The following is a 23,194-nucleotide window of genomic DNA, read 5'->3' as shown; positions in this document are numbered from 1 at the left end:
AGCACTAGGTAATTAAAGAATAAAAAAGTTTTATACCGTGGCAGGGTATGCTTTTGTGTTGTGGCAAACTGTGTTAAATATTTGGCCTGATTGTTGGGGTTATTTTAACCAGAGATAACAGGGATAATTAATATCCCTCTTGAGTAAAAACAGTATTGTACCCTTTAGGGTACAGCAGACTGAGAAATAACTGTGCAAGTATAACTGCGTAAATGGGAATAAGGTTATAAAATGCAGCTGCCTTGGTTGACCCAAGTCTGCCCTATCATTCATTATGGGTGCGAATCTGCATCCCTTCCTCATCACGTAATTCCCTTATGCGTCTGGCGTCTATTAATCTCGAAATAATTTAGCGGCATGGGGGGATTATTTTTTAAAACTCTGTCTGTTTCCGGAGTACTCTGTTGTGATTTCCTTCCGGTCAACCAGATATGAGAGGTAGGCCATTATGGTCAGCTGCATTAAGTAATACTGCCCCATGTTGTTAATATTTATATTAAAATTACTGCAGGCTACGGCAAGAATTTCCTCAACGGTTTTAGGACTTTCCAGTAAGCCTTTGATGCATTCCATGGTATCAATAACTCTCTGACGGTTGGCGCCGACCACCGGGACTATATCCTCCACCAGTGTTCCATGGGCAGGCAGGTAATAGTTTTCCCGCCTGCCCTCAAGACGGTTGAACGTTTCCAGCGCGCCTGCCAGGTCCGCGTTCAGGGGGATCCCGTGTTTATCAATAACCCCGGGGGCAATTACGGAATCAGCACAGAAAAGCACTCCTGCAACCGCCACACCCGCCTGGCCCAAAGTATGTCCGGCCAGATCAACTATTTCAACCTCGCACCCGCAGATTTTTTGTGCACCGGGCGCGATAACTTCATCAACACCCACTCCGCCGGCCAGGAAAAATTTATTATGGAAAGGTGCCGGAGGGTAAGCGCCGCCAAATAGGTAAACAGGTTCCAGAACCGGGCATTCCAGCACCGGTTTTTCTGTTGCAGTTGCATAAACAGCCGCCCCTGTTGTTTTTACCAGATGGGGAGCCCCGCCGCAGTGGTCCGCGTGGGCGTGGGTGAGTATAATTCCCCGCAGTTTATAGCCGCATTCCTCCACCAGCCTTTTGACCTTGCGCGCCACACTGTCGTCAATCCCGGTATCCACCAACAATGCTTCGTTGGCTTCATTTACAATCAAGCCCATATTGACGGCAGAATCTATGTAGTATACATTTTCCGTTATTTTATTTAATTTCAAAGTAAAACACCACCCCAAATCAGATTAAGCGCCGGACAATTCGGCCAATATAGCCGCTGCCGCCGCGCACCGGTCCGGCGCACCGGTAACAGGCCGGCCAATCACAATCTGGCTGGCACCGGCCTTGATCGCCTCACCCGGCGTCATTACCCTGCGCTGGTCATTTAAATCAGACCCGGCCGGCCTGATCCCAGGGGTAATAATTTTAAAATCCGGCCCACATGCTTTGCGAACCATTTTAATTTCCCGCGGCGAGCATACCACTCCATCCAGTCCGGACTCCCGGGCAAGCAGTGCCCAGGTGCGCACCCGGTCTTCAATTGCACCGGTATACCCCATTTCCCTGGTGAAAGCATTACTGTCTATGCTGGTTAAAACAGTAACCGCCACCACCGCAGGCGCCGGCAGCCCCAACTTCGCGGCTTCTTCACGGGCGGAATCGCCGGCGGCCCGCATCATGGCTCCGCCCCCGGCAGCGTGCACATTGATAATCGAAGCCCCGGACCGCACCAGCACCCGGGCCGCCCGCCCAACAGTATTGGGGATGTCGTGCAGCTTTAAATCCAGAAAAACTTTAGCCCCTGCTGCAGCAATTTCCCGGACGATACCGACGCCCTCGGAGTAGAACAACTCCATCCCCACTTTAAAAAAGTCTGTTACACCGGCCAGTTCCTTAACCAGGGACATGGCTTCCGCTCTGTTATTAACGTCAAGGGCTACGATCAACTTTTCTTTGGACAATTTTCCACCTCACCTATAGCATTTTAGTTTACTTATACCCCCGCGTGCGCGAGGCCGGTAAGCTGGTTGATATCGTTAAAGCCATGCTCGCGCAGGTAGCTATCTATGCCCTCGATTATTTCAATGGTGGCCCGGGGGTTAACGAAGTTGGCCGTTCCCACCGCCACTGCCGTAGCCCCGGCCAGAATAAATTCCAGCGCGTCCTCGGCCGTCATAATACCACCCATCCCCAGGATGGGCAGTTTTACCGCCCGGTAAACCTGCCACACCGCACGAACCGCGACGGGGCGCACAGCCGGACCGCTCAGGCCCCCCGTGATATTGCCCAGCCCCGGTTTACGCCGGTTGACATCGATGACCATGCCCAGCAGGGTATTAATCATTGACAGGGCATCCGCCCCTGCTTCGGCCACAGCTGCAGCCATAGCAACAATATCCGTTACATTGGGCGAAAGCTTGACAATGACCGGCAGCTTGGTGGCCGCTTTGACAGCCCTGGTTACCTCTGCTGCCGACAGGGGATCACTGCCAAACTGAATTCCACCCTTTTTAACGTTAGGGCAGGATATATTAATCTCCAGACCCGCCACACCGGGCGCTCCGTCCAGCTTACGGGCCACCAGCGCGTAATCCTCCACCGTATCACCGGCAATATTAACTATAACCGGGGTCCTTAAGTGTACCAGCTGCGGCATGATTTCCCCCGCCACTTTATCCACCCCTGGGTTCTGCAGGCCAATGGCGTTAAGCATGCCGGCGGGGGTTTCAGCTATGCGCGGGGGCGGGTTCCCCTGCCTGGGCGCCGGGGTTGTCCCTTTAACAACAATGGCGCCAAGTTGTTCCAATTGAAGAAACGGCTGATATTCCAGCCCGAAGCCAAAAGTCCCGGAGGCCGTGGCTACGGGATTTTTCATCTTGATACCGCCCAAGTTTACCGTGGTATTGATCACCAGACCACCTCCCCTGCCGGGAAAACCGGCCCGTCCACACAAGCACGGCGGTAATGGGTCCCGCCGCCTTCAGCTTTAACCTGAAAGGCGCAGGACAGACAGGCTCCCACGCCGCAAGCCATTCTTTCCTCCAGGGAAACCTCCCCCGGTATTCCGGCCTCGCCCAGTAAAGCGCATACCGCTTTCAGCATCGGCGCCGGCCCGCAAGCGTATATATAACTGACTCCTTCCGGAAGACGTCTCAACAGCAGCTCCGTCACCGGTCCCCGGTAACCGGCAGAGCCGTCGTCCGTAGCCAGCTCTGTGAAAAAACCCATATTTTCAATTTCTTCCTTCACAAGGATCTGGTCCGCGCTCCTGGCTCCCAGCAGCACTTTAACCCTTGCAGGATCACTGCAGCGCGCAAGCTCCTGCAGTAAAAAGAACAATGGGGCCGCTCCAATACCGCCGCCAACCACGGCAATGCCGCCCGTCCCATTAAAGTCGTGGTTGCCGGTGGTAAAACCGCGGCCCAGAGGGCCCATGACGTCAAGCAAACCTGTCTTTTGACGGGCCAGTAAAGCAGTACCCCGGCCAACCACTTGAAAGAGTATGCTAACCCTCCCCCGGTCACGGTCCACCGCGTGAATGCTGATGGGGCGGCGCAGCAACGGATCATTCCCCTCGCTGCAGCGAATATGTAGAAACTGTCCTGGTTGAGCCAGCGCGGCCAGGCTTGGAGCAATAAATTCCAGCTTAAAAATACCTGGCGCCCTTTCCATATGACCGGTTATTTCACCCTGGACAAGCTGGGCCAATTCAATCCCCCCAAGAAAATTTAATATTAAATTCATTAACACTTTACATTGCACTGGTATATTAATATTGATATATTTATACTAAGGAGGTGATGTTAAGATGACCGACAGGGAACATGCGGTCAGTGCACTGACTGAAATGATCCGGTCCAATAACCAAAAGGCTCTGAAAAACAGCGAATTGATGGACTGGTTCAAAAAACTCAATCTGGACCTGATGAAAGCAGTTGAAACCCTAAAACAGGGAGCTTAATCGGGTCCTCTTTATTTACATATTTTATAACAAAAATTCTCCCGGGCTTGCCGCCCGGTTAAGATAAACCCCGGACTGCCTCAGTTAAGGCAGTCCGGGGTATTTAGTTTTATTTCATTCTGACTCCTGACTTCCGACTCCTAAATACTTTTTTGTTCTAATTCAGATATTCCTGTAACGGAATGAGGTTAACCCTGGCCCCTTCCTGGAAGTCGCTGAGCACCTCCAAAATGGCCCGGGCGGTGTCCAGGGAAGTTAAGCAGGGAACGGCCAGTTCCACCGTTGCCCGCCTGATCACAAAGCCGTCCCGCTCGGGAGCCTTACCCTTGGTCAGCGTGTTGATGACCAGGTGAATTTCCCCCTGGCGCAGCAGATCATCGATATGCGGTGAGCCTTCACGCACCTTGTTTACCCGCCTGGCCGCCACCCCGTGCTCTTCCAGGTAGCTTGCCGTGCCCGCGGTAGCCAGTATGTTGTAGCCCAGGCCGGAGAAACCGCGCACAATGGGTAAAGCCTCTTCTTTATCCTTATCGGCCACGGTCACCAGGATATTGCCCCGTTCCGGGAAAACCACCCCGGAAGCCAGCAGCGCTTTGTATAAGGCAACCGGATAGCTGGCGTCAACTCCCAGCACCTCGCCGGTGGATTTCATTTCCGGCCCCAGTGAAATATCCACTTGCAGCAGCTTGGCAAAGCTGAACACCGGTGCTTTAACCCCAACCAGTCTGGTTTCAGGGTAAAGCCCGCCCTGGTAGCCCATGTCTTTTAATTTCCGGCCCATGATTATCTTGGTAGCCAGGTTAACCATGGGAATACCGGTTATTTTACTCATATACGGAACCGTCCGGCTGGCCCGCGGGTTTACTTCCAGCACATATATCTGCTCATTGTACAACACGTACTGAATATTGATCATGCCTCTGACCTTAAGGTCCAGTGCCAGCCTGGTCGTATAATCAACAATCTGGTGGCGAACCTTCTGATCCAGGTGGTTGGCAGGATAAACGGCGATGCTGTCCCCGGAATGCACTCCGGCCCTTTCAACATGCTTCATAATTCCCGGTATCAGAACAGTTTCGCCGTCGGCAATGGCGTCCACCTCAATTTCCTCGCCCAGGAAATATTTATCCACCAGCACAGGATGCTCCGGAGTTACCTTAACGGCATTTTGCATATAGTTTCTCAAATCTTCCAGATTATAAACAATTTCCATAGCACGGCCGCCCAGCACATAGGAAGGACGCACCAGCACCGGGAAATCTATTTGCCCGGCAATCTCTTCGGCCTCGGCCACCGATGTGGCGGTGCCCCCCGGCGGGCGGGGCACATCAAGGTCGCTTAGCAGCGCGTCAAACCGCTGGCGATCCTCGGCCCGGTCGATATCATTCATCGAAGTGCCGAGTATTTTTATCCCGGCCCGGTCCAGGTGCACAGCCAGGTTAATCGGCGTTTGACCGCCAAATTGCACGATTACGCCTTCCGGTTTTTCTTTTTCCACAATGTTTAACACGTCTTGCGGCAGCAGCGGCTCAAAATAAAGCCGGTCGGCGGTGTCAAAATCGGTGCTGACGGTTTCTGGGTTGTTGTTGATAATAATTGATTCAAAACCCATTTCTTTCAACGCCCAAACCGAGTGCACCGAGCAGTAGTCAAATTCAATGCCCTGCCCGATGCGAATAGGACCGCCGCCCAGCACCACCACTTTGCGTTTGTCCGTAGGCTCCGCCTCGTCTTCGCTATCGTAGCAGGAATAATAATAAGGTGTTACGGCCTCAAATTCAGCCGCACAGGTATCCACCATTTTATAAACCGGCTCAATGCCGTGCCGCACGCGCAGCTCCTTGATGCTTTCAGCCGGTACGCCTGATGCCTGGGCCAGGTATGTGTCAGCCATACCCTTTTGCTTGGCTTCCAAAAGGAATTCGGGTGTCAGGGCAGCTTCACCCTGGCGCCGCAATTTTTCCTCCAGCTTAATCACATTATCAAGCTTCTGAATGAAAAACCGGTCCATTTTGGTCAGGCTGATAATTCGGTCGAACAGCATGCCCCGGCGCAAAGCTTCGGCCAGTACGAACAGCCGCTCGTCATTGGGCTGTGAGAGTTTCTTTTCGATATCCTCATCAGTGTATGCATCCATACCCGGGTAGATCAATCCCGGCACGCCAATTTCCAGAGAGCGGATGGCCTTGAGCAGCGCGCCCTCCAGCGTCCGGTCGATGGCCATAACCTCGCCGGTGGCCTTCATCTGGGTGCCCAGCGAACGGTCGGCCGCAGCAAACTTGTCAAACGGCCAGCGAGGGAATTTTATGACGGTGTAATCTATGGACGGCTCAAAACAGGCGTAGGTCTTGCCCGTCACCGCGTTCTTGATTTCGTCCAGGTTCAGCCCAATGGCTATTTTACTGGTTACTTTGGCAATAGGATAACCGGTGGCCTTGGAGGCCAGGGCAGACGATCTGGATACCCGCGGGTTGACTTCAATTACATAATACTGATAACTGTTGGGGTCCAGAGCATACTGGATGTTACAGCCGCCCTCCACCCCCAATGCCCGGATGATTTTCAGCGCGGCAGTGCGGAGCATCTGGTAGTCCTTATCGCTTAAAGTTTGGGTGGGCGCCACCACAATACTGTCACCGGTGTGGATACCCATAGGGTCGAGGTTCTCCATACTGCAGATAGTTATACAGTTATCCGCCCCATCCCGCATTACTTCTATCTCGATTTCCTTCCACCCCACGACACTGCGCTCTATCAGCGCCTGGTGGATAATGCTGGCTTTAAGGCCCCGGGTACAAGTATTGATCAGCTCGTTCATATTATAAACCATGCCGCCGCCGGTGCCGCCCAGCGTGTAAGCCGGACGCACCACCAGGGGAAAGCCGATTTGCTTGGCAAACTCCACGGCCTCGTCCACAGAACTTACAATTACACTCTCTGGGACAGGTTCATTGATCCGCTCCATGGTGGCCTTGAACTCCTCACGGTCCTCGGCTCTTTTAATAGCGTCCAGCGGGGTGCCCAACAGCCTGACCCCGTATTCCTCAAGCACACCCAGATCTGAAAGCTGCAGGGCCATGTTTAAACCCACCTGGCCGCCCAGCGAAGGCAGAAAACCATCCGGCCTTTCCTTTTTAATCACCCGGGTTACAAATTCAGGAGTTATGGGCTCGATATAAATTCTGTCGGCCATGTTGGCGTCAGTCATAATGGTAGCCGGGTTACTGTTGATTAATACTACTTCCAGCCCTTCCTCACGCAGCGCACGGCAGGCCTGGGTGCCGGCATAATCGAATTCAGCCGCCTGGCCAATGATAATTGGGCCTGATCCCACCACCAGAACCTTATTAATTCCTTCTTTTATTGGCATTTTACCTGCCCTCCCCGCGCATCATATCCATAAACTGGTCAAATATATAGTCGGAATCATGTGGTCCCGGGGACGCCTCGGGGTGGTATTGCACTGCGAACAGCGGCAGATGCCTGTGCCGAATACCCTCCACCGTATTGTCGTTCAGGTTAATGTGGGAAACGTCCACATCCAGCCCCTTTAGCGATTCCTCGTCAACGGAAAATCCATGGTTATGCGATGTAATATACACCCTGCCTGATGCCAGGTCTTTTACCGGGTGGTTGGCTCCACGGTGGCCGAACTTCATTTTATAAGTTTTCGCCCCCAGGGCCAGGGCCATGATTTGGTTGCCCAGGCAGATACCAAACACCGGGTATTTACCTATAAGAGCCCGGGTTGTAGCAATGGTCGCAGGTACATCAGTGGGGTCTCCGGGGCCGTTGGACAGCAGCACGCCGTCGGGAGCCAGCTCAGCTATTTTTTCCGGCGTTATGCCCGGCGGCACTACAATAACTGAGCACCCCCTATCCCTAATTCGTCTGATAATATTGTGTTTGGAACCCAGGTCAATCAGCACAACCCTGGGGCCATCCCCCGGAAGGGTGTATATCTGGCTGGTTGCCACTTCTTCCACCAGTTTTTGGCCGGTAAGTTGGGGGCAGGCTCTGGCTTTTTCTACCAGCAAAGCCGGATCTGTATTTCCGGTCCCAATTACCCCCCGCATAGTTCCGTGGCTGCGCAGGTGCCTGGTCAACGCCCTGGTGTCAACTCCGCTGATGCCCAATACTCCTTCCCGGGCCAGGAAATTATCGATCTTGTACGTGGCACGCCAGTTGCTTGGGTAATCGCAAGCTTCCCTGACCACGAACCCCCGGATAAAAGAACGTATTGATTCATAGTCTTCCCGGTTAACTCCGTAGTTGCCGATCAGGGGATAGGTCATTACCACTATTTGGCCGCAGTAAGACGGGTCGGTAAGCACTTCCTGGTAGCCGGTCATGCCGGTGTTGAATACTACCTCACCCCACTGCTCACCCGCAGCGCCAAATGACTGCCCTGTAAAAATTGTGCCGTCCTCCAGTGCTAAAACAGCTTTCAAAAATATACACCTCCGCAGATGGACAATGACTATACAAGTATTCAGGAGTCAGAATTCAGAATAATTAAAGATAAACTAAACATTCTCTTATGCTGGCTCCTAACTTCTTACTCCTTGCTCCATAACAGTTAAATCACTTTTATATTCATGATACAACAATCAGAATTCAACAATACTTCAAGATGAACCAACCGTTTTTCATTCTGACTCCTGGCTCCTGACTTCTGACTCCTTAACATATTTTATCTCCCCCGACACGATGGTCATTACCGGCAGCCCTTTTAGCTTTCGACCGGTAAAGGGAGTATTTCTTCCCTTGCCGGCAAATTTGCCGGGATCCACTGTTTCCTCCAGGTTCGGGTCAATAATGGTTATATCCGCTGCCGCGCCTTCAGAGAGAGTTCCCCTGTTTATACCCAGTATCGAGGCCGGGTTTAATGACAGCTTGGCTACAGCCTGCAGCGGCGTAAGTACCCCCTTATGCACCAGTTCGCTCCAAACAAGACCAACCGCCGTCTCCAGCCCAACCAGGCCGAAGGGGGCCAGATCGAACTCAACGTTTTTCTCATCATGGGTGTGCGGGGCGTGGTCCGTGGCAATGACATCGATAGTTCCGTCGGCCAGACCTGCCAGTACAGCCCGCAGGTCGGCCTCACCGCGCAGGGGAGGGTTCACCTTGGCGTTAGTGCTGTAATCCACCACTGCCCCGTCCGTGAGGGAAAAATGATGCGGCGTCGCTTCCGCCGTAACACTGATGCCTCTCTTTTTAGCTTCCCGCACCAGCGCCACCGAGCCGGCAGTGCTGATGTGAGCGATATGCACCGGACACCCGGTCTCGGCAGCCAGGATGATATCCCGGCTTACCATTACTTCTTCGGCTGCGGCGGGAATCCCTTTTAGGCCCAGAATGGTGGAATAATATCCCTCGTGCATTACCCCTCCGGCCACCAGGTTTTTTTCCTCGCAGTGCGAAATGATTACTGCGCCCAGCATTTTACAGTATTGCATGGCCAGGCGCATCATCCCGGCATCCTTTACGGGCTGCCCGTCGTCGGAGAAGGCTGCGGCGCCCGCTTCACGCATTCCGGCCAGTTCCGCCATTTCCCCGCCCCGGCTGCCCCGGGTGATAGCACCTACGGGGTAGACACCCGCCAGGCCGGCCTCTAAAGCTTTGCTTTTAATATACTCAATTATCGTTGCGTTGTCGGTCACCGGATTGGTGTTGGGCATGCAGGCAACCCCGGTGAAACCGCCCCGAACAGCGGCAGCCACTCCGGTGGCGATTGTTTCCTTGGCTTCAAAACCGGGTTCACGCAGGTGCACGTGCATATCAATGAAGCCCGGGGCTACCAGTCTGCCGGCGGCGTCAATAATCCGGGTGCCGGAATCAACCTCAAACGGCGGGGTGATTATATCATTTTGGATATATAAATCAGCAGTTTCATCCCTTTTCGAGACGGGGTCCAGAACCCGGCCGCCCCTAATAATCATTTTCATGCCGCTCACCTCCCCCTGCAAGCAAGTACAGCAACGCCATGCGCACCGCCACTCCGTTGGTAACCTGCTCTTCAATCACCGCTGAAGTTCCGTCTGCAATATCTGCCGAAATCTCCACACCCCGGTTCATCGGGCCGGGGTGCAGCACCAGGGCGCCGCTTTTCGCCAGCGCCAGACGCCGGCGGTTTAACCCGTACAGGATGGCGTACTCCCGCAAGCTGGGAAATAAGCCCTGCTGCTGCCTTTCTTTTTGTATCCTGAGCATAATAATAACATTAGCATCCGGCAGGGCCTCCTCCAGCCGGTGAAACACCCGGACGCCCATCCGGTCAAGCCCCGGCGGAATCAGCGTGGGAGGGCCGCACACACTGACCTCGGCCCCCATCCTGGTAAAGCCCCAGATATCAGAGCGGGCCACCCGGCTGTGCAGCACATCGCCGACAATTGCCACCCTGAGCCCGGCCAGCCGGCCCATCCGCTCCCGGACCGTAAAAAGATCCAGCAAGGCCTGGGAGGGATGCTCATGGGCTCCGTCCCCGGCATTAATCACCGCTGCGTTAACCGACCGGGCTAGCAGCCGCGGCGAGCCGGCCATGGGATGCCGCAGAATAATTGCGTCGGCTCCCAGCGACTGAATCGTGCGGGCAGTGTCATAAAGGCTCTCCCCCTTGGCCACACTGCTTGACGAGCTGGAGATGTTGATGCTGTCCGCACTTAGATATTTAGCAGCCAGCTCAAAGGAGCTGCGGGTACGGGTACTGTTTTCGTAAAACAGGTTGACCACTGTCTTGCCCCGTAAAGTGGGCACCTTTTTAATTGGCCTGCTGATAATGTCTTTCATGGGCACCGCGGTATCCAGCAGAAATGTGATTTCTTCCCTGGAAAGGTTCTGTAACCCCAACAAATTTTTGCGTTTAAACAATACGGGAACCCCCTCCCAATAAGAAATAAATAAAGCCTCACCGGGATTGTTATTATATATTACAACCCGGTTGAGGCCGGCAGGGCTAACATTCAGGCCCTCCCTTGCCGGCCTCGCGGGACCGCTTAAAAGGATGGCACCAACGTTTATGGTTTTTCCTGTATAATCACTTCGTCCTCTCCATCCGTCTCGTCAAGCCGTACTTCTACCAGCTCACGCCGGGAGGTTGGGACGTTTTTTCCAATATAGTCCGCCCTGATGGGCAATTCCCTGTGCCCCCTGTCAATCAGAGCCGCCAGTTGAATGCTCCTGGGCCTGCCAAGGTCAATTATGGCATCCAGGGCGGCCCGGATAGTTCTGCCGGTGAACAGCACGTCATCAATAAGAATAACTTTTTTACCTTTGACGGGAAAGCTAACCTCGGTTTGCCTGACCACCGGATGAGAATGCAGCGAGGACAGGTCATCCCGGTACAAAGTAATATCCAGTATTCCCACCGGGACAATGCTTCCTTCAATTTCCCTGATTTTTTCCGCCAGCCGCTTGGCCAGGGGAACTCCACGCCGCCTGATCCCAATTAACACCAGGTCCTCGGTCCCTTTATTGCGCTCGATAATTTCGTGCGCTATCCGGGTGAGGGCGCGCCTGATGCCGTCCCGGTCCAAAATCCTGGCTTTTTGTTTTAAATTAGTCAAGGAAAACACCCCCGCCGCACAAAATATAAAAACCTGCTTTTACCGGTAAGCAGGCATAGAAAAGACGTAGTTTTTTAACCGTCTTTGGGTTACTCTATGTATCCTTACCGGCCTCACGGGACCGATTTCAAGGCAAATTTCACTTAAACCATGATAACATTCAGGCGGTCATACGTCAATTTATATTTTTCTAACACCCAGAAATATCAAAGCCACGCCAGCTAAAATTGACACCATGCCCCAGGGAGAAACTTTTCCGGCCAGTCCGACCAAACCCAGGGTAGTCACGGTTATCATTACAGTTGGGCCTACTAGGGCAAGTACAGAATTAATTTTAAATGCATGTTCCACCCGGTTGAAATATAACATCAACATGGCAGCACTAAATTCAATTGTGGCGGATAAAAATCGCACTGCCGCCATTGATAAAACAATTTTATCAAAAACATAAAACATTTGTTTCGCCCCCTTTCATTAACTATTTTTTCATATGCGCGGACAGGCGCATAAATGCATACCATCAACCGGGCTGAGATAAAATATTCAATGTTGATGAAAGGATGTGAAAATCCCATGAGGGGTAAAGCCGGGGCTGCAACAATAGCGGCTATTTCAGGTGTGCCTTTCATTATGGTCCTGGGCAATTCCATGTTGATCCCGGTTTTGCCGGAAATCAAAGAGACGCTTAATTTGAGTCAACTTAAAGTCAGCATGATTATTACCGCTTTTTCCGTACCCGGCTTGCTTATACCGCTCGCCGGCTTTTTATCCGACAGGCTTGGTCGTAAAAAAATTATTGTGCCGGGGCTGATATTATACGGTTTAGGTGGCATTATTGCAGGGCTGTCAGCTATTTTTCTACAGGAAAAAGCCTATACCTGGATCGTAGGCGGCAGAATTGTTCAGGGCATCGGCGCAGCCGGCACCACCCCCATAGCCATGGCACTAACCGGCGACCTTTTTGCGGGTAAACAGCGCAGTAAAGCACTGGGAGTTGTGGAAGCAGCCAACGGCATGGGCAAGGTACTGAGTCCGGTTCTTGGCGCAGCCCTGGGATTGATAGCCTGGTATGCCACTTTTTTGTTTTTCCCTGCTATCATCATCCCCATTATTCTGGGCATCTGGTTTTTGGTTAAGGAACCCACGGACAACCGGGCCACTCAGAGTGTAGCCCAGTACATGCAAGCCATTCAAAAAGTGTTCAAAAAAAAATCAGCCATGCTTTTAGCCTCATTCCTGGCAGGCACAACCGCTCTTTTAATATTATTTGGCATACTGTTTTTCTTAAGCGACTATTTGGAAAAATCCGTGGGGCTTTACGGTATCAAAAAAGGGGCCACCCTGGCCATACCAGTCCTTTTCATGTGCATTAGCTCGTATGTAACCGGACTCTTCCTGAAAAAAAGAGTTAAGCTAATGAAATGGCTGGTGGTAATTGGACTGGCCCTGGTCGCTCTTGCTCTGGCTTCATTAAACCTATTTCAGAACATCTATTACTTTTTTGTTGCAATTTCCTTTGCCGGAATAGGCACGGGGCTGCTCCTGCCCTGCCTCAACACTATTATTACCAGCACGGCCGCTTCCGAAGAACGGGGCCTGGTGACTTCTATTTACGGCAGTGTACGTTTCCTTGGCGTAGCAGTGGGGCCACCTTTGTTCGGCTATCTTATGGATATCAGTAAAGCCCACATGTACTGGGGCGGTGCGATCCTGGCCGGAGTAACAGCCATAACCGCGCTGCTGTTCATCCGGGTAAAGGATATGACCCAACCTGATGAACAAAGTAACGGTAAAACAGAGCCGCCCGGACAGGCCGTTAGCTTGGAATTTGTTTTCACCCCCGTACGGAAACCAGCACCAAACGACCGGCAGCCCGACGATGCCAAAAAGCAAGACCAGTAAAATAGCCTTGCTTTTTTAACTTTCCTAAAATGAAAATAAGGCACCCGATAAAGGTGCCTTATTTTATGCATGAGCATTTTTAAAAGTTTGGCAACAGGTTTCATCATTATTGGTTGCCGGTGTTGCACTTAACTGTTCCAATTTGGCGCTAGGTGCAAAACCACCCTGTTTATCATTCTGAATTACAATTTGTTGGGCATTACATAAGTTTTGCTGCTGCCAATACTTGCAGGTATTCACTGTGCAGTGTACATCAGGCATGCTTTCACCTCCCTGTTTTTATTAGTATTTGGCAGGGATCTCAATTATATTCAATAATCCAGCTAGAAGTAAAATATTCAGCTTCGTTTAAATAGCTGGTAAAGCTCTGGCATTTATTCCTTTAGTAAATACAACTGTTTATCTGCCATGCCGTAAAACATAGGTACCACCAGGATTTTAGGATACCTTAGCCTTAATCTTTTAGCTTCGCTGATTACAAAATCCACTTCGTTTCCAATCTCAAACATAGGGACAAAATGTGTAAAGTGTTCTTCCGCCCGCTCCAAATCCCAGCCGGCATTCTCTACCAAGCCTTGGACGAATTTTTCTTTTTTGGACATTAGGTTGACCATGCCACAATTATCGTGACCTATTAGCGCTATGGCCTTTACCCCGCCAATGGCAATGGCGTAGGATAATTTAAACTCACTGTACCTTAAATTACCTCCACCCGTACGTAATATGTAGGCAAAATTATCTGGAATATTCAGGTGTTTCCGATAATCCATACACATACCAATTAACAATTCCGCATGCTTGTATTTATCAAAGGAATATTCTAAATTATGATAGCCAAGTAAACTTTCAATGGGAGTACCCCGGTACTCCTCCAAAATACTGTCCCGGGAAGTCACCGGTATCAGGTGTTCCAAGGGTAATTCATTTTTATTGTGCCTTAATTCACTTTTATCGGCATAATTCATTCCCTTTATCCCCTTCCTTGATAATTTAACGATATTAATCCAATTGTGGCAACTCACCTTATTATCCATGGTTGTGACATTTTGTACTAAGTACGTTATTCGACGGCACTCCAATCTAATCCTGCATGAAGATATTTTTTTGTCACTACTGGTTAATTTTTTTTAAATGTTTGTCAAGGACAACATCTGCTTAATCATAGGACTATAGTCCCATCCATTTAAGAATTAAGTCCCATTGTTCCTGAAACTTGAGTCCCATATACTAAAATCGAACCATTTTTAATCCTTGAAAAGGGGTCCATTGAATGAAAATAGTTAATTACACCGAATTGGCGGTAAAGAATATCCTTAATGAGTTGTTTGAAAATTTTAGCGCCAAACCTAATTATTGCGACTGCCAGCTTTGTAAATCCAGAGCGGCGGCAATGGCACTGAACGACCTGCGCCCGCGTTACGTGACCTCGGACGCGGAATTGATGGCCGCCAAGGCCAGTTTCCAATCTCCGTCTGAAAATGCTGCCCTGGTGGCCATTGTTATGGACGCCATTCGCAAGGTTTTAAACGAACCAAAACATAATTTCAAACCGCTGACGCTGGAATAAACACCGCACCTGAGCCATGCTGTTTTATTGAAACCAGGATTTCGCATACTTTGTAGTAATCGGATAGTAGTAGTACTCCCCCGACAGGCTTTTAACAATCGCCACAACAGCAAAAATCGCATAGATAATTCCCAGTATGGCCAGCGGTATAACCAGAAGCAATCCAATCAACAGCAAGCACGAAATTCCCACCACCAGGCCAAGTATTATAGAAATAATGTGCATTGCCAGCGCCTCTCTGGCGTGGTGGTTGACATATTCGTCTTCTTTTCTAAATAGATATATTACCAGCGGAATAATAATCGGCATTCCAATAAACAGTGAACCATGACAAAGAGCGCTAAGCAGCTTGCTTTCTGATGAAACCATTGAACACCTCTTTTGTTATAAGTAAAAAATTAAACACACTAATAAGTAAAGCCACCCGGTTAAAAAATTAACACCGGGCTGTATTTTTTTAACCACCTCCTGCGGCTTTGGTAGTCAGGCATAACAGCTTCAACCTGTTCCCAAAATTGTTTTGAATGGTCGCGCTTTTTCAAATGACATAATTCATGCACAATAACATAATCAATAACTTCGGGTGGAGCCATAACCAGATTGCAATTAAGATTAATATTGCCGCTGCCGGTACAACTGCCCCAGCAAGTTTTCTGCATCTTTATCTTAACTCCGGTAGGATTGACCCCCATAAATCTGGCATAGTTTTGAATTCTTGGCATTATAATATTATTAGCACATAGCCGGTACCATTCCAGCAAAATCCTGCGAGTCTCATCCGCTTTTTCGGCTCCGGTAAGACCGGTTTGGCACGGGACTAGCATTTCCCCGTTCAAAAGCTTAATTGCACCAACCCCCTCGGTCACCTTAAGCGAGTATCTTCGGCCCAGGAAAAAAAAATTATCACCATCACCAAAGGTCCGGGGTAACGGGCATCCGGCCAATTCCGACAGTAAATCAAGCTGTCTGAAGATCCAATCGGCTTTTGATTTTAGAATATGCTTTAAGTTATATGTATGACAATGTCCGGGAACCGTAACCAACACACCTGAGCAAGCACAAACAGTTATTCGGATTGTTTTAGCCCGGCTGCTTTTGATGACGGTAAAAACAACTTCACGGTTACCTATATTCAACTTGGGCAAAAAATCACCAACTTAAAAATCAAGCCCCAAACAGGAAACTTAATTAAGAATAGCGGTATGGCAGGAAAAAAACTGGTTTTTGTCTAATATAATTATATCATTCATTTTGAAGAGAGGGATATTTTTTGCAGGAACTTGTATATTTGAATGGCTGGACAGGCACATTTGATGAAGCGACAATATCTGTCAATGATCGCGGTTTCAACTTTGGAGACGGTATTTATGAAGTCGTGCGGGTTTATGAGAGCCGATTATTTGCCATGGACGACCACCTTGATCGCTTGGAACGGAGCGCCAAGGCAATTGACCTGGATCTCCCCTGGCAAAAACAGGAACTAACTGCCATTACCGAAGAACTACTGGCCGAAAGCGGGATCAGTGAGGCCATGGTATACATCCAGGTGTCCAGGGGGACTGCTCATAGAAATCACATTTACAACGAAGAAATCAAACCCAATATCCTGGTTACGGTAAGATCGGTGCCGGAGCGTTCACCGGCAATGTATCAAAATGGAGTAAAGTTAATTACTCAACCGGAATTCAGATGGCAAATGTGCCATGTTAAATCAATTTCGCTGCTCGGCAATGTTCTGGCCAAAAACAGGGCCCACCGCGCCGGCGCGGCAGAAGCTGTTTTTGTTCATCCGGACGGAACGGTAACCGAGTGTTCCGCCAGCAACATTTTTATTTATTCAAACGGCCAATTGCTCACCCACCCTGCGGACAACAAAATTCTGGCGGGCATAACCCGCAAGCATGTGCTCGCAGCGGCTGAGTCACTAAACCTACCATTTGCCGAGAAACCTTTTAAAATCAATGAGCTGATGAAGGCGGAAGAGGTTTTCTTTACCGGTACTATAGTTGAGCTTGTACCTGTGGTTGAAGTGGACGGGCAGTCCGTTGCAGGAGGCAAACCGGGACCTGTAACCGCAAAACTACATCAGGAATTTACCTCCCTGAGAAAATAAAAAAAACCTAAAAAATGGGGAGGCTTTATATTAAACAGTTTAAAGGGGGGATACATAACCAGCACGGCTGAAGCTTCAGCCATATTGCCAGTGATTCCGGTAGTACCGGGGCCTGACCCCGCACACACCTACCGCAAGGAGTCAGTGGCAGGTAACCGGGGTCAGCCCTCCCTGCACACTCCAGACTCCTGAGTAACTCCAAAAATAATAGGAGGTTATGAAAGAGTGAAACTATTCAAACGCGGTTTTTTGGTTTTAGCTATTTTTTCTCTTTTGGCAATGCTTTTGACCGGCTGCGGCGCCAAGCAGCAGGCCGGGGAAAACAATGAGCAAAGCGAGCAGGCTGAAAAAGTGTTTGTTAATATCGCAACCGGCGGTACCGCCGGCGTTTATTACCCCCTGGGCGGCGCTATGGCTGAAATACTGAACAAAAACATTGATGGGGTTAATGCCACGGCCCAAAGCACAGGAGCATCCGTAGCCAATATCAACATGTTAAAAGACGGCAGCGTACAAATGGCTTTTGTGCAAAATGACATCGCCTATTATGCCGCTAACGGCACCGAAATGTTTAAGGACCAAAAAGTCGAAGGATTAAAGGGCCTTGCCACTCTCTATCCGGAAACTATACAGATTGTGACTCTGGACAAAACCGGCATTAATAGTATCGCCGACCTTAAAGGTAAAAGAGTTGCCGTAGGCGCAGCGGGAAGCGGCACCGAGGCCAACGCCCGACAGATTTTAAACGCCTCGGACATCACCTATGATGATATTACCGTTCAGTATCTTTCCTTTGCCGAAGCGGCGAGCAACCTTAAAGACGGCAATGTGGACGCGGCATTTGTTACTGCCGGTTTCCCGACTGCAGCCATCCAGGATATTGCGGCACAGCATAACGTGGTTTTATTACCTGTGCCTGGTGATGTTGCTGATAAGCTAATGCAGGATTATTCATTCTATACCAAGGTTACTATTCCCGCCGGAACCTATCCCAAACAGGACAGTGACGTGGAAGCTGTATCCGTAATGTCCATGCTGGCGGTAACCGACGCGATGGATGAGCAGTTGGCTTATAATATTGCCAAAGCCATCTACAGCAACCTCGACGCGCTAAAAGCAGCGCACTCGGTGGGCGCTATGATAACCAAAGAAAAAGCTCAGGAAGGTATGTCTATTCCTCTGCATCCCGGCGCCGAAAAATTTTTTAACGAATAAATTCAACTAGCTTATTAGGAGGTGACCGGGTTCCGGAATCTCCGGAACCCGGTTTTATGAAAAATAAAAATAGGCAGCGAACCCGGACGGTTTTTGTAATTACAGCATTGATTTTTTTAGCATTATTGTTCCTGGTAAAGCTGCCGTTTTTGGTTATCCAGAACCAAAGTGGAAAAAACATTCTAACCTTTTCCACTTTAACAAACAAATCTTTTAGCTATAATTATATTCATTCAGTGCAAAAGACACCTTGCGCTGAAAACTTTATCGTATCCAACAACCGGCTTGTGCTTACTTCTACTGTTTATAAATCCCTCGGCGTGGGGCTGCCTTTTTCTCCGGACGATGGTAAGCTAATGAACGACAACGGAAATTTCGTTTTAACCGGATTAAACAGATCTTACCGGGAAATTAATTTCAGGGCCATGCCGGTCGCAGCGCAGGAGCTAATTGTAAAGGGCAAGGAATATCAACTAAACGATTATTTTGCACCGGGAGCTTTAATTAGTGTAAAAATAACAAATTATACTCCGGTGCAAATATTACTGGCAAAAATCTAGACTATAACGGTAGATGGTCCTCCGGTCGAGTGCAGGCACTGTTTACCATAGAAAGGAGGTACCTCTTGGCAGACAATAAAGTAAATCCAAATAACGAATCAATTGACTTGCAAGAATTTATGGCCAAGTACGACCGGGAGTCGGATTACCGACGTCTTAAAGGCGTAATGGCGCGGGTTATCGCCGCCATTGCCATCACCTTTTCCATATTTCAGCTTTACACAGCTTTATTGGGTATTTTGGACGCTCACATCCAGCGTGCCATACACCTATCCTTTGCCCTGGCGCTTGTTTACCTGCTTTACCCAACCCGTAAAAAGTGGCCCCGGGACAAGCTGCACTGGTTTGACTGTTTGCTGGCCATTACAGCGGCAGCCACTCCAATATACATTGTTTACTTTTATAAGGAACTGGTGCTCAGGGCCGGCACGGTTACCACCGCCGACATGGTAGTTGGCATACTGGGCGTCTTCTTAGTTATGGAGGCTGCCAGGCGGGTGGTGGGCTGGCCTATTGTTATCGTAGCCAGTTTATTTCTGGCCTATGCCTTTGCCGGGCCTATCATCCCGGGCATCCTGGCGCACCAGGGCGTTGACACACCGCATTTGGTGGGCCACCTGTTCTTTACTACCGAAGGTATTTTTGGAATCCCCCTGGGAGTTTCCTCAACCTTTATTTTTCTGTTTATCCTTTTCGGAGCCTACCTCGAAAAGACCGGATTGGGCAAGTTTTTTATTGACCTTGCCAATGCAGTGGCCGGGTGGGCCAGCGGCGGGCCGGCCAAGGTGGCCGTACTTTCCAGCGGCTTGATGGGTACTGTTTCAGGCAGTTCTGTAGCTAACGTGGCGGGAACCGGAAGTTTTACCATTCCCATGATGAAAAGCCTTGGCTACAAACCTGAATTCGCGGGCGCTGTTGAGGCGACCGCTTCCACCGGCGGCCAGTTGATGCCGCCGATTATGGGTGCCGCAGCCTTTTTAATGGCTGAATTCGTGGGTATTCCTTACATTGCAATTGTAAAGGCAGCAATCATACCGGCTCTTCTTTACTTCACCGGCATTTGGATCGGTGTGCACCTGGAAGCCAAAAAGAATGGCCTTAAAGGTATTCCCAGGGAGCAACTGCCTAAAATAGGCAGAATCATCATGGAACGCGGACATCTGGCCATTCCGCTAATAGTAATCGTATACCTATTGGTAACCGGGTACACCCCAATGAGGGCGGCCCTTTGGGCCATTCTGCTGGCCATTCTGGCTTCAATGCTGCGCAAGTCCACCCGCATTTCAGCCTATGACGTAGTTAAAGGTTTGGAAAACGGCGCCCGCAGCGCTCTGGGTGTGATTATTGCCTGCGCCACAGCCGGTATTATTATTGGCGTGGTAACCAAAACCGGTCTGGGCCTCAAACTGGCCTCGGCCCTGATCGATCTGGCCCACGGTCAATTACTGCCCACGCTATTCTTTACCATGATATCCTCAATTCTACTCGGCATGGGAGTGCCTACTACAGCAAACTATGTTATTACTTCAACCATTGCCGCTCCGGCGATAATTCAGCTGGGCGTTCCCATTCTGGCGGCTCATTTGTTTGCCTTTTATTTTGGAATTGTGGCAGATGTTACTCCGCCTGTGGCTCTGGCGGCATTTGCCGGGTCCGGCATAGCCCGGGGCAACCCCATGAAAACAGGGGTCAATGCTTTTAAACTGGCCATAGCAGCCTTTCTGGTCCCGTACATTTTTGTGTATTCCCCCGGCTTGCTGATGATTGATACGACAGTCCCCATGATCCTGCTGATAACAGCCACGGCCCTGGTTGGAATGGTGGGGATCGGGTCTGCAGTTTCAGGTTATTTGATTACAACAACCAAATGGTATGACCGGATAATGCTTTTTGCCGGCGGTTTGATGCTGATAAAACCTGGCAGCGTCACAGACCTGATTGGATTAGGCTTGCTTGTCGGTGCTTATCTGCTGCAAGTAATGAGAAAACGGCATAATAAGAAGTTTTCAGTACCAAATAATTTAACTCAGTAAACGGATAGTTTATTAAAGATAAGCATAGCGGGGAAAGGTGAGAGCCTGCCCCGCTATGCTTTTTTAGTAATGCGCTATAGCCATGACAGAAAAAAAAGCCCCCTGATCGAGGACTCAGTATAATTATAAAGAAGACTTGGTTCAGATGGGGTTTTGACCCCAACTGAACCTTAGTCGCACTTATTTCGAGATTACAGGCTGTGCGGAGATCAATTAAATTACCTTATCTCAAAGTTCCAGCCATTAACTCCTATTCCTTTGAAACTGTTGCCAGCCTCATCTTCAATAATACCTCTGGGAATAATAACACTATATTCACCGTCTGCCAAAGCTTTGTCAAATTTAATAACCAATTCATCATCCTTTAGCTCAATATCATCTGGAGTTACTTCATTGTTATCATTGAAAATTGTTATCTTATCTGCATAATCTTCATCATCGTCGGCCCATTGCACATTCTCGTCAAATCTGGCAGTGAGCTCATAAACACTTCCGACAACAACATCATTGTCCCTGGGGTCCAAACCTCTCGAACCATCAATTTTCGGGGCAGTATTATCTTCATCCTCAGCAGTGGTGAAATTCCAATCGCTGTCGTCAATACCTTCAAAACTATTTCCGTCTTTGTCTTCAATGATGTTACGAGGTATATAAACGGTATATTCGCAATCAGTTTCCAGTCCATCAGCTAAATAAATGATCAGTTTCTTGCCGGTTATGTCTACATCCTTAATTTCCACTGTTTGATCATCGGTTTCGTTGGTAATTTCAATCTTGGATTCCACGTCACTTTCGGATTTGACAGCCTGGATATTTTCATCAAAATTTGCCACTAATTGCTTCAGGCCGATTTCAACATCCTTTGCACCGTCCTTGGGGCTTAATCCTGCAATTTCCGGTGCGTTACTATCTTCCTCAAAGGTACTAAAGTTCCAATCGCTGGCTCGAAGGCCTCCAAAATTATTTCCGTCTTCGTCTTCAATGATGCCGGACCGAATATAAACGGTATATTCGCAATCAGCTTCCAGCCCATCAGCTAAATAAATGGTCAGTTTCTTGCCGGTTATGTCTACATCCTTAATTTCCACTGTTTGATCATCGGTTTCGTTGGTAATTTCAATTTTAGATTCCACGTCACTTTCGGATTTGACGGCCTGGATATTTTCATCAAAAGTTGCCACGAGTTGCTTCAGGCCAATTTCAGCATCCTTTGCGCCATCTTTGGGGCTTAATCCTGCAATTTCCGGTGCATCACTGTCCTCATCTTCATCGTCATTGTTGTTTTCCCCATCTTGTGCCGATACAACAATAGCTTTGCGGGTTGGATTAAGCACTAACGTTACATAGTCGCCTTCTTCAATGTCATCCAAATCCGCTGCTTCACCGTCTACAAAAATGGCGGCGTCATCAGCAACCTGAATCATCATCTCGCCGGCATTAGCAGTTAACATAATATAAGCGGGGTCGCTGGGAAGAACGTCCTTAACTTCGCCACTAATATAACCAAATTTGTTATTTAGTGAAAACACGCTCTGGCACTTAAACAGCATCGAGGCAATCTCAGATCTTTTAACCGTATTCAGCGGGCCGAATATATTTCCGGGATAGCCGTTAATAACCTTGTTTTGGGCCATAAAAGCCACGTATTTCTTGGCGTAACCGGGAATTTTACCGGAGTCGGCAAAGGTTAGATTAGCTGCGGAAACATCATCGTTTTGAGCTCGTCCGAGCCAAACCGCCACCTCGTATCTTAAAGCGGGTTTGCTGAAATCAAGCTCCTCTGCTTCCTCCTCAGTAATTATCCCTTTGTCGATGGCCAGGGCCACTGTATCCTTAGCCCAATCCGGGCAATCTGCAGCGGCTTTAAGTGCTGCCTTGCTGGGGTCTCCCCCTTCCAAACCAAGTGCCCTCATCAACATAACCAGGCTCTCACTCCGGCTGACTTCACTTTGCGGGTAATAGTTACCATCGGCGTAACCTTTGATAATTCCTTCCTTTTGCAATGCCGTTACCGGTTCGACGGCCCAGTGGTTCCTGACGTCGTTCATCATCTGAAAATTAATCTTTTTGGCCTGGCCCGGCGGGGTCTTTTTCTGCTTGGCCAGGGCATCAGGAGGGGCGGTTAACACCGACAGTGACAGCACCGCCACCATTAGGACTCCTCCACAAAAATACTTAAACTTACCTTTCAAAAACATCACTCCCCTGTGTTTTTTGGCGCGGTTTTAACCGTCAATTTTAGGT

General features: G+C 49.5%; 23 protein-coding genes. 7 read left to right on the top strand and 16 right to left on the bottom strand.

The window, feature by feature from the left end; genetic code table 11:
- Nucleotides 1-265 precede the first annotated feature (265 nt).
- From BM056_RS27870 to BM056_RS20635, 5 genes are read right to left on the bottom strand one after another with little or no spacing between them, the layout of a single operon-like run.
- Entirely contained in the window at nucleotides 266-334 is a 69-nt protein-coding gene (locus BM056_RS27870) for a KpnI family restriction enzyme N-terminal domain-containing protein (protein ID WP_492207424.1), read from the bottom strand.
- 32 nt (nucleotides 335-366) lie between these two features.
- Nucleotides 367-1,254 carry an MBL fold metallo-hydrolase gene (locus BM056_RS20650; protein WP_092474015.1) on the bottom strand — a complete coding sequence of 296 codons (888 nt, stop codon included), beginning with the start codon at nucleotides 1,252-1,254 and terminating at the stop codon, nucleotides 367-369.
- A gap of 24 nt (nucleotides 1,255-1,278) precedes the next feature.
- On the bottom strand, nucleotides 1,279-1,995 hold the full coding sequence (pyrF, locus tag BM056_RS20645) for an orotidine-5'-phosphate decarboxylase (RefSeq protein WP_092474013.1): 717 nt from the start codon (nucleotides 1,993-1,995) through the stop codon (nucleotides 1,279-1,281).
- Nucleotides 1,996-2,027: 32 nt separating this feature from the next.
- Nucleotides 2,028-2,942 (bottom strand): dihydroorotate dehydrogenase, encoded by a 915-nt coding sequence (locus BM056_RS20640; protein ID WP_092474103.1) that lies wholly within the window; start codon nucleotides 2,940-2,942, stop codon nucleotides 2,028-2,030.
- Nucleotides 2,942-3,742: a dihydroorotate dehydrogenase electron transfer subunit gene (locus BM056_RS20635; RefSeq protein WP_238456576.1), complete on the bottom strand. Its 801-nt coding sequence runs from the start codon at nucleotides 3,740-3,742 to the stop codon at nucleotides 2,942-2,944. Before BM056_RS20635 ends, BM056_RS20640 begins: the two co-directional genes overlap by 1 nt.
- A 100-nt stretch (nucleotides 3,743-3,842) precedes the next feature.
- Between BM056_RS20635 and BM056_RS20630 the strand changes: the two genes are divergently transcribed.
- Nucleotides 3,843-3,995, top strand: a complete 153-nt coding sequence (locus BM056_RS20630) for a peptidase (protein ID WP_092474010.1) — start codon at nucleotides 3,843-3,845, stop codon at nucleotides 3,993-3,995.
- Nucleotides 3,996-4,152: 157 nt separating this feature from the next.
- Here BM056_RS20630 and carB read toward each other — a convergent pair whose 3' ends face one another.
- From carB to BM056_RS20600, 6 genes are all read right to left on the bottom strand, one after another.
- Nucleotides 4,153-7,365 (bottom strand): carbamoyl-phosphate synthase large subunit, encoded by a 3,213-nt coding sequence (gene carB, locus BM056_RS20625; protein ID WP_092474008.1) that lies wholly within the window; start codon nucleotides 7,363-7,365, stop codon nucleotides 4,153-4,155.
- A 1-nt stretch (nucleotide 7,366) separates the two neighbouring features.
- Nucleotides 7,367-8,446, bottom strand: a complete 1,080-nt coding sequence (carA, locus tag BM056_RS20620) for a glutamine-hydrolyzing carbamoyl-phosphate synthase small subunit (protein WP_092474006.1) — start codon at nucleotides 8,444-8,446, stop codon at nucleotides 7,367-7,369.
- 198 nt (nucleotides 8,447-8,644) lie between these two features.
- Nucleotides 8,645-9,943 (bottom strand): dihydroorotase, encoded by a 1,299-nt coding sequence (locus BM056_RS20615; RefSeq protein ID WP_092474004.1) that lies wholly within the window; start codon nucleotides 9,941-9,943, stop codon nucleotides 8,645-8,647.
- The gene (locus BM056_RS20610) at nucleotides 9,927-10,865 is read right to left on the bottom strand and encodes an aspartate carbamoyltransferase catalytic subunit (protein WP_092474002.1); all 939 of its coding nucleotides are present in this window, start codon (nucleotides 10,863-10,865) and stop codon (nucleotides 9,927-9,929) included. Before BM056_RS20610 ends, BM056_RS20615 begins: the two co-directional genes overlap by 17 nt.
- Nucleotides 10,866-11,011: 146 nt before the next feature.
- Nucleotides 11,012-11,560, bottom strand: a complete 549-nt coding sequence (gene pyrR / locus BM056_RS20605; protein ID WP_092474000.1) for a bifunctional pyr operon transcriptional regulator/uracil phosphoribosyltransferase PyrR — start codon at nucleotides 11,558-11,560, stop codon at nucleotides 11,012-11,014.
- Nucleotides 11,561-11,740: 180 nt separating this feature from the next.
- Nucleotides 11,741-12,016 (bottom strand): YqhV family protein, encoded by a 276-nt coding sequence (locus BM056_RS20600; protein WP_092473999.1) that lies wholly within the window; start codon nucleotides 12,014-12,016, stop codon nucleotides 11,741-11,743.
- 96 nt (nucleotides 12,017-12,112) lie between these two features.
- Here BM056_RS20600 and BM056_RS20595 point away from each other — a divergent pair, with 96 nt between their 5' ends.
- Complete coding sequence (locus tag BM056_RS20595; protein ID WP_238456575.1) at nucleotides 12,113-13,462, top strand: MFS transporter; 1,350 nt, start codon at nucleotides 12,113-12,115, stop codon at nucleotides 13,460-13,462.
- Between the two features lie 63 nt (nucleotides 13,463-13,525).
- Here the strand turns inward: BM056_RS20595 and BM056_RS20590 are convergent, their stop codons facing one another.
- Nucleotides 13,526-13,723: a DUF1540 domain-containing protein gene (locus tag BM056_RS20590; protein WP_092473997.1), complete on the bottom strand. Its 198-nt coding sequence runs from the start codon at nucleotides 13,721-13,723 to the stop codon at nucleotides 13,526-13,528.
- Between the two features lie 113 nt (nucleotides 13,724-13,836).
- Nucleotides 13,837-14,376 carry a carbonic anhydrase gene (locus tag BM056_RS20585; RefSeq protein WP_092474100.1) on the bottom strand — a complete coding sequence of 180 codons (540 nt, stop codon included), beginning with the start codon at nucleotides 14,374-14,376 and terminating at the stop codon, nucleotides 13,837-13,839.
- A gap of 356 nt (nucleotides 14,377-14,732) precedes the next feature.
- Between BM056_RS20585 and BM056_RS20580 the strand changes: the two genes are divergently transcribed.
- Nucleotides 14,733-15,029: a late competence development ComFB family protein gene (locus BM056_RS20580; RefSeq protein ID WP_092473995.1), complete on the top strand. Its 297-nt coding sequence runs from the start codon at nucleotides 14,733-14,735 to the stop codon at nucleotides 15,027-15,029.
- 24 nt (nucleotides 15,030-15,053) lie between these two features.
- Here BM056_RS20580 and BM056_RS20575 read toward each other — a convergent pair whose 3' ends face one another.
- Nucleotides 15,054-15,398, bottom strand: coding sequence for a DUF4870 domain-containing protein (locus BM056_RS20575; RefSeq protein ID WP_092473993.1), 345 nt, complete (start codon nucleotides 15,396-15,398; stop codon nucleotides 15,054-15,056).
- Between the two features lie 59 nt (nucleotides 15,399-15,457).
- Nucleotides 15,458-16,165 carry a M48 family metallopeptidase gene (locus BM056_RS20570; RefSeq protein WP_165613639.1) on the bottom strand — a complete coding sequence of 236 codons (708 nt, stop codon included), beginning with the start codon at nucleotides 16,163-16,165 and terminating at the stop codon, nucleotides 15,458-15,460.
- A gap of 134 nt (nucleotides 16,166-16,299) precedes the next feature.
- Between BM056_RS20570 and dat the strand changes: the two genes are divergently transcribed.
- The 4 genes from dat to BM056_RS20550 all read left to right on the top strand — a co-directional run bounded on the left by dat (nucleotide 16,300) and on the right by BM056_RS20550 (nucleotide 20,950).
- Entirely contained in the window at nucleotides 16,300-17,142 is an 843-nt protein-coding gene (gene dat / locus BM056_RS20565) for a D-amino-acid transaminase (RefSeq protein WP_092473989.1), read from the top strand.
- 225 nt (nucleotides 17,143-17,367) lie between these two features.
- Nucleotides 17,368-18,357 carry a TAXI family TRAP transporter solute-binding subunit gene (locus tag BM056_RS20560; protein WP_238456574.1) on the top strand — a complete coding sequence of 330 codons (990 nt, stop codon included), beginning with the start codon at nucleotides 17,368-17,370 and terminating at the stop codon, nucleotides 18,355-18,357.
- Nucleotides 18,358-18,413: 56 nt separating this feature from the next.
- On the top strand, nucleotides 18,414-18,917 hold the full coding sequence (locus tag BM056_RS20555) for a DUF1850 domain-containing protein (protein ID WP_092473987.1): 504 nt from the start codon (nucleotides 18,414-18,416) through the stop codon (nucleotides 18,915-18,917).
- A gap of 65 nt (nucleotides 18,918-18,982) precedes the next feature.
- Nucleotides 18,983-20,950 carry a TRAP transporter permease gene (locus BM056_RS20550; protein WP_337833533.1) on the top strand — a complete coding sequence of 656 codons (1,968 nt, stop codon included), beginning with the start codon at nucleotides 18,983-18,985 and terminating at the stop codon, nucleotides 20,948-20,950.
- A gap of 218 nt (nucleotides 20,951-21,168) precedes the next feature.
- Here BM056_RS20550 and BM056_RS20545 read toward each other — a convergent pair whose 3' ends face one another.
- Entirely contained in the window at nucleotides 21,169-23,142 is a 1,974-nt protein-coding gene (locus tag BM056_RS20545) for an Ig-like domain-containing protein (protein WP_165613638.1), read from the bottom strand.
- Nucleotides 23,143-23,194 lie beyond the last annotated feature (52 nt).

This window comes from Desulfotruncus arcticus DSM 17038 (genome assembly GCF_900113335.1).
GTDB lineage: Bacteria > Bacillota > Desulfotomaculia > Desulfotomaculales > Desulfallaceae > Desulfotruncus > Desulfotruncus arcticus.
Note: the sequence above shows the minus strand (reverse complement) of the source record. Positions and strands in the feature narration are given on the sequence as shown.

Bases quoted from the DNA above. Each gene is read 5' to 3' on its own strand.
- BM056_RS20630 (WP_092474010.1), top strand. From the start codon at position 3,843: ATGACCGACAGGGAACATGCGGTCAGTGCACTGACTGAAATGATCCGG.
- carB (WP_092474008.1), bottom strand. From the start codon at position 7,365: ATGCCAATAAAAGAAGGAATTAATAAGGTTCTGGTGGTGGGATCAGGC.
- BM056_RS20615 (WP_092474004.1), bottom strand. From the start codon at position 9,943: ATGAAAATGATTATTAGGGGCGGCCGGGTTCTGGACCCCGTCTCGAAA.
- BM056_RS20600 (WP_092473999.1), bottom strand. From the start codon at position 12,016: ATGTTTTATGTTTTTGATAAAATTGTTTTATCAATGGCGGCAGTGCGA.
- BM056_RS20595 (WP_238456575.1), top strand. From the start codon at position 12,113: ATGAAAGGATGTGAAAATCCCATGAGGGGTAAAGCCGGGGCTGCAACA.
- BM056_RS20590 (WP_092473997.1), bottom strand. From the start codon at position 13,723: ATGCCTGATGTACACTGCACAGTGAATACCTGCAAGTATTGGCAGCAG.
- BM056_RS20580 (WP_092473995.1), top strand. From the start codon at position 14,733: ATGAAAATAGTTAATTACACCGAATTGGCGGTAAAGAATATCCTTAAT.
- BM056_RS20575 (WP_092473993.1), bottom strand. From the start codon at position 15,398: ATGGTTTCATCAGAAAGCAAGCTGCTTAGCGCTCTTTGTCATGGTTCA.
- BM056_RS20555 (WP_092473987.1), top strand. From the start codon at position 18,414: ATGAAAAATAAAAATAGGCAGCGAACCCGGACGGTTTTTGTAATTACA.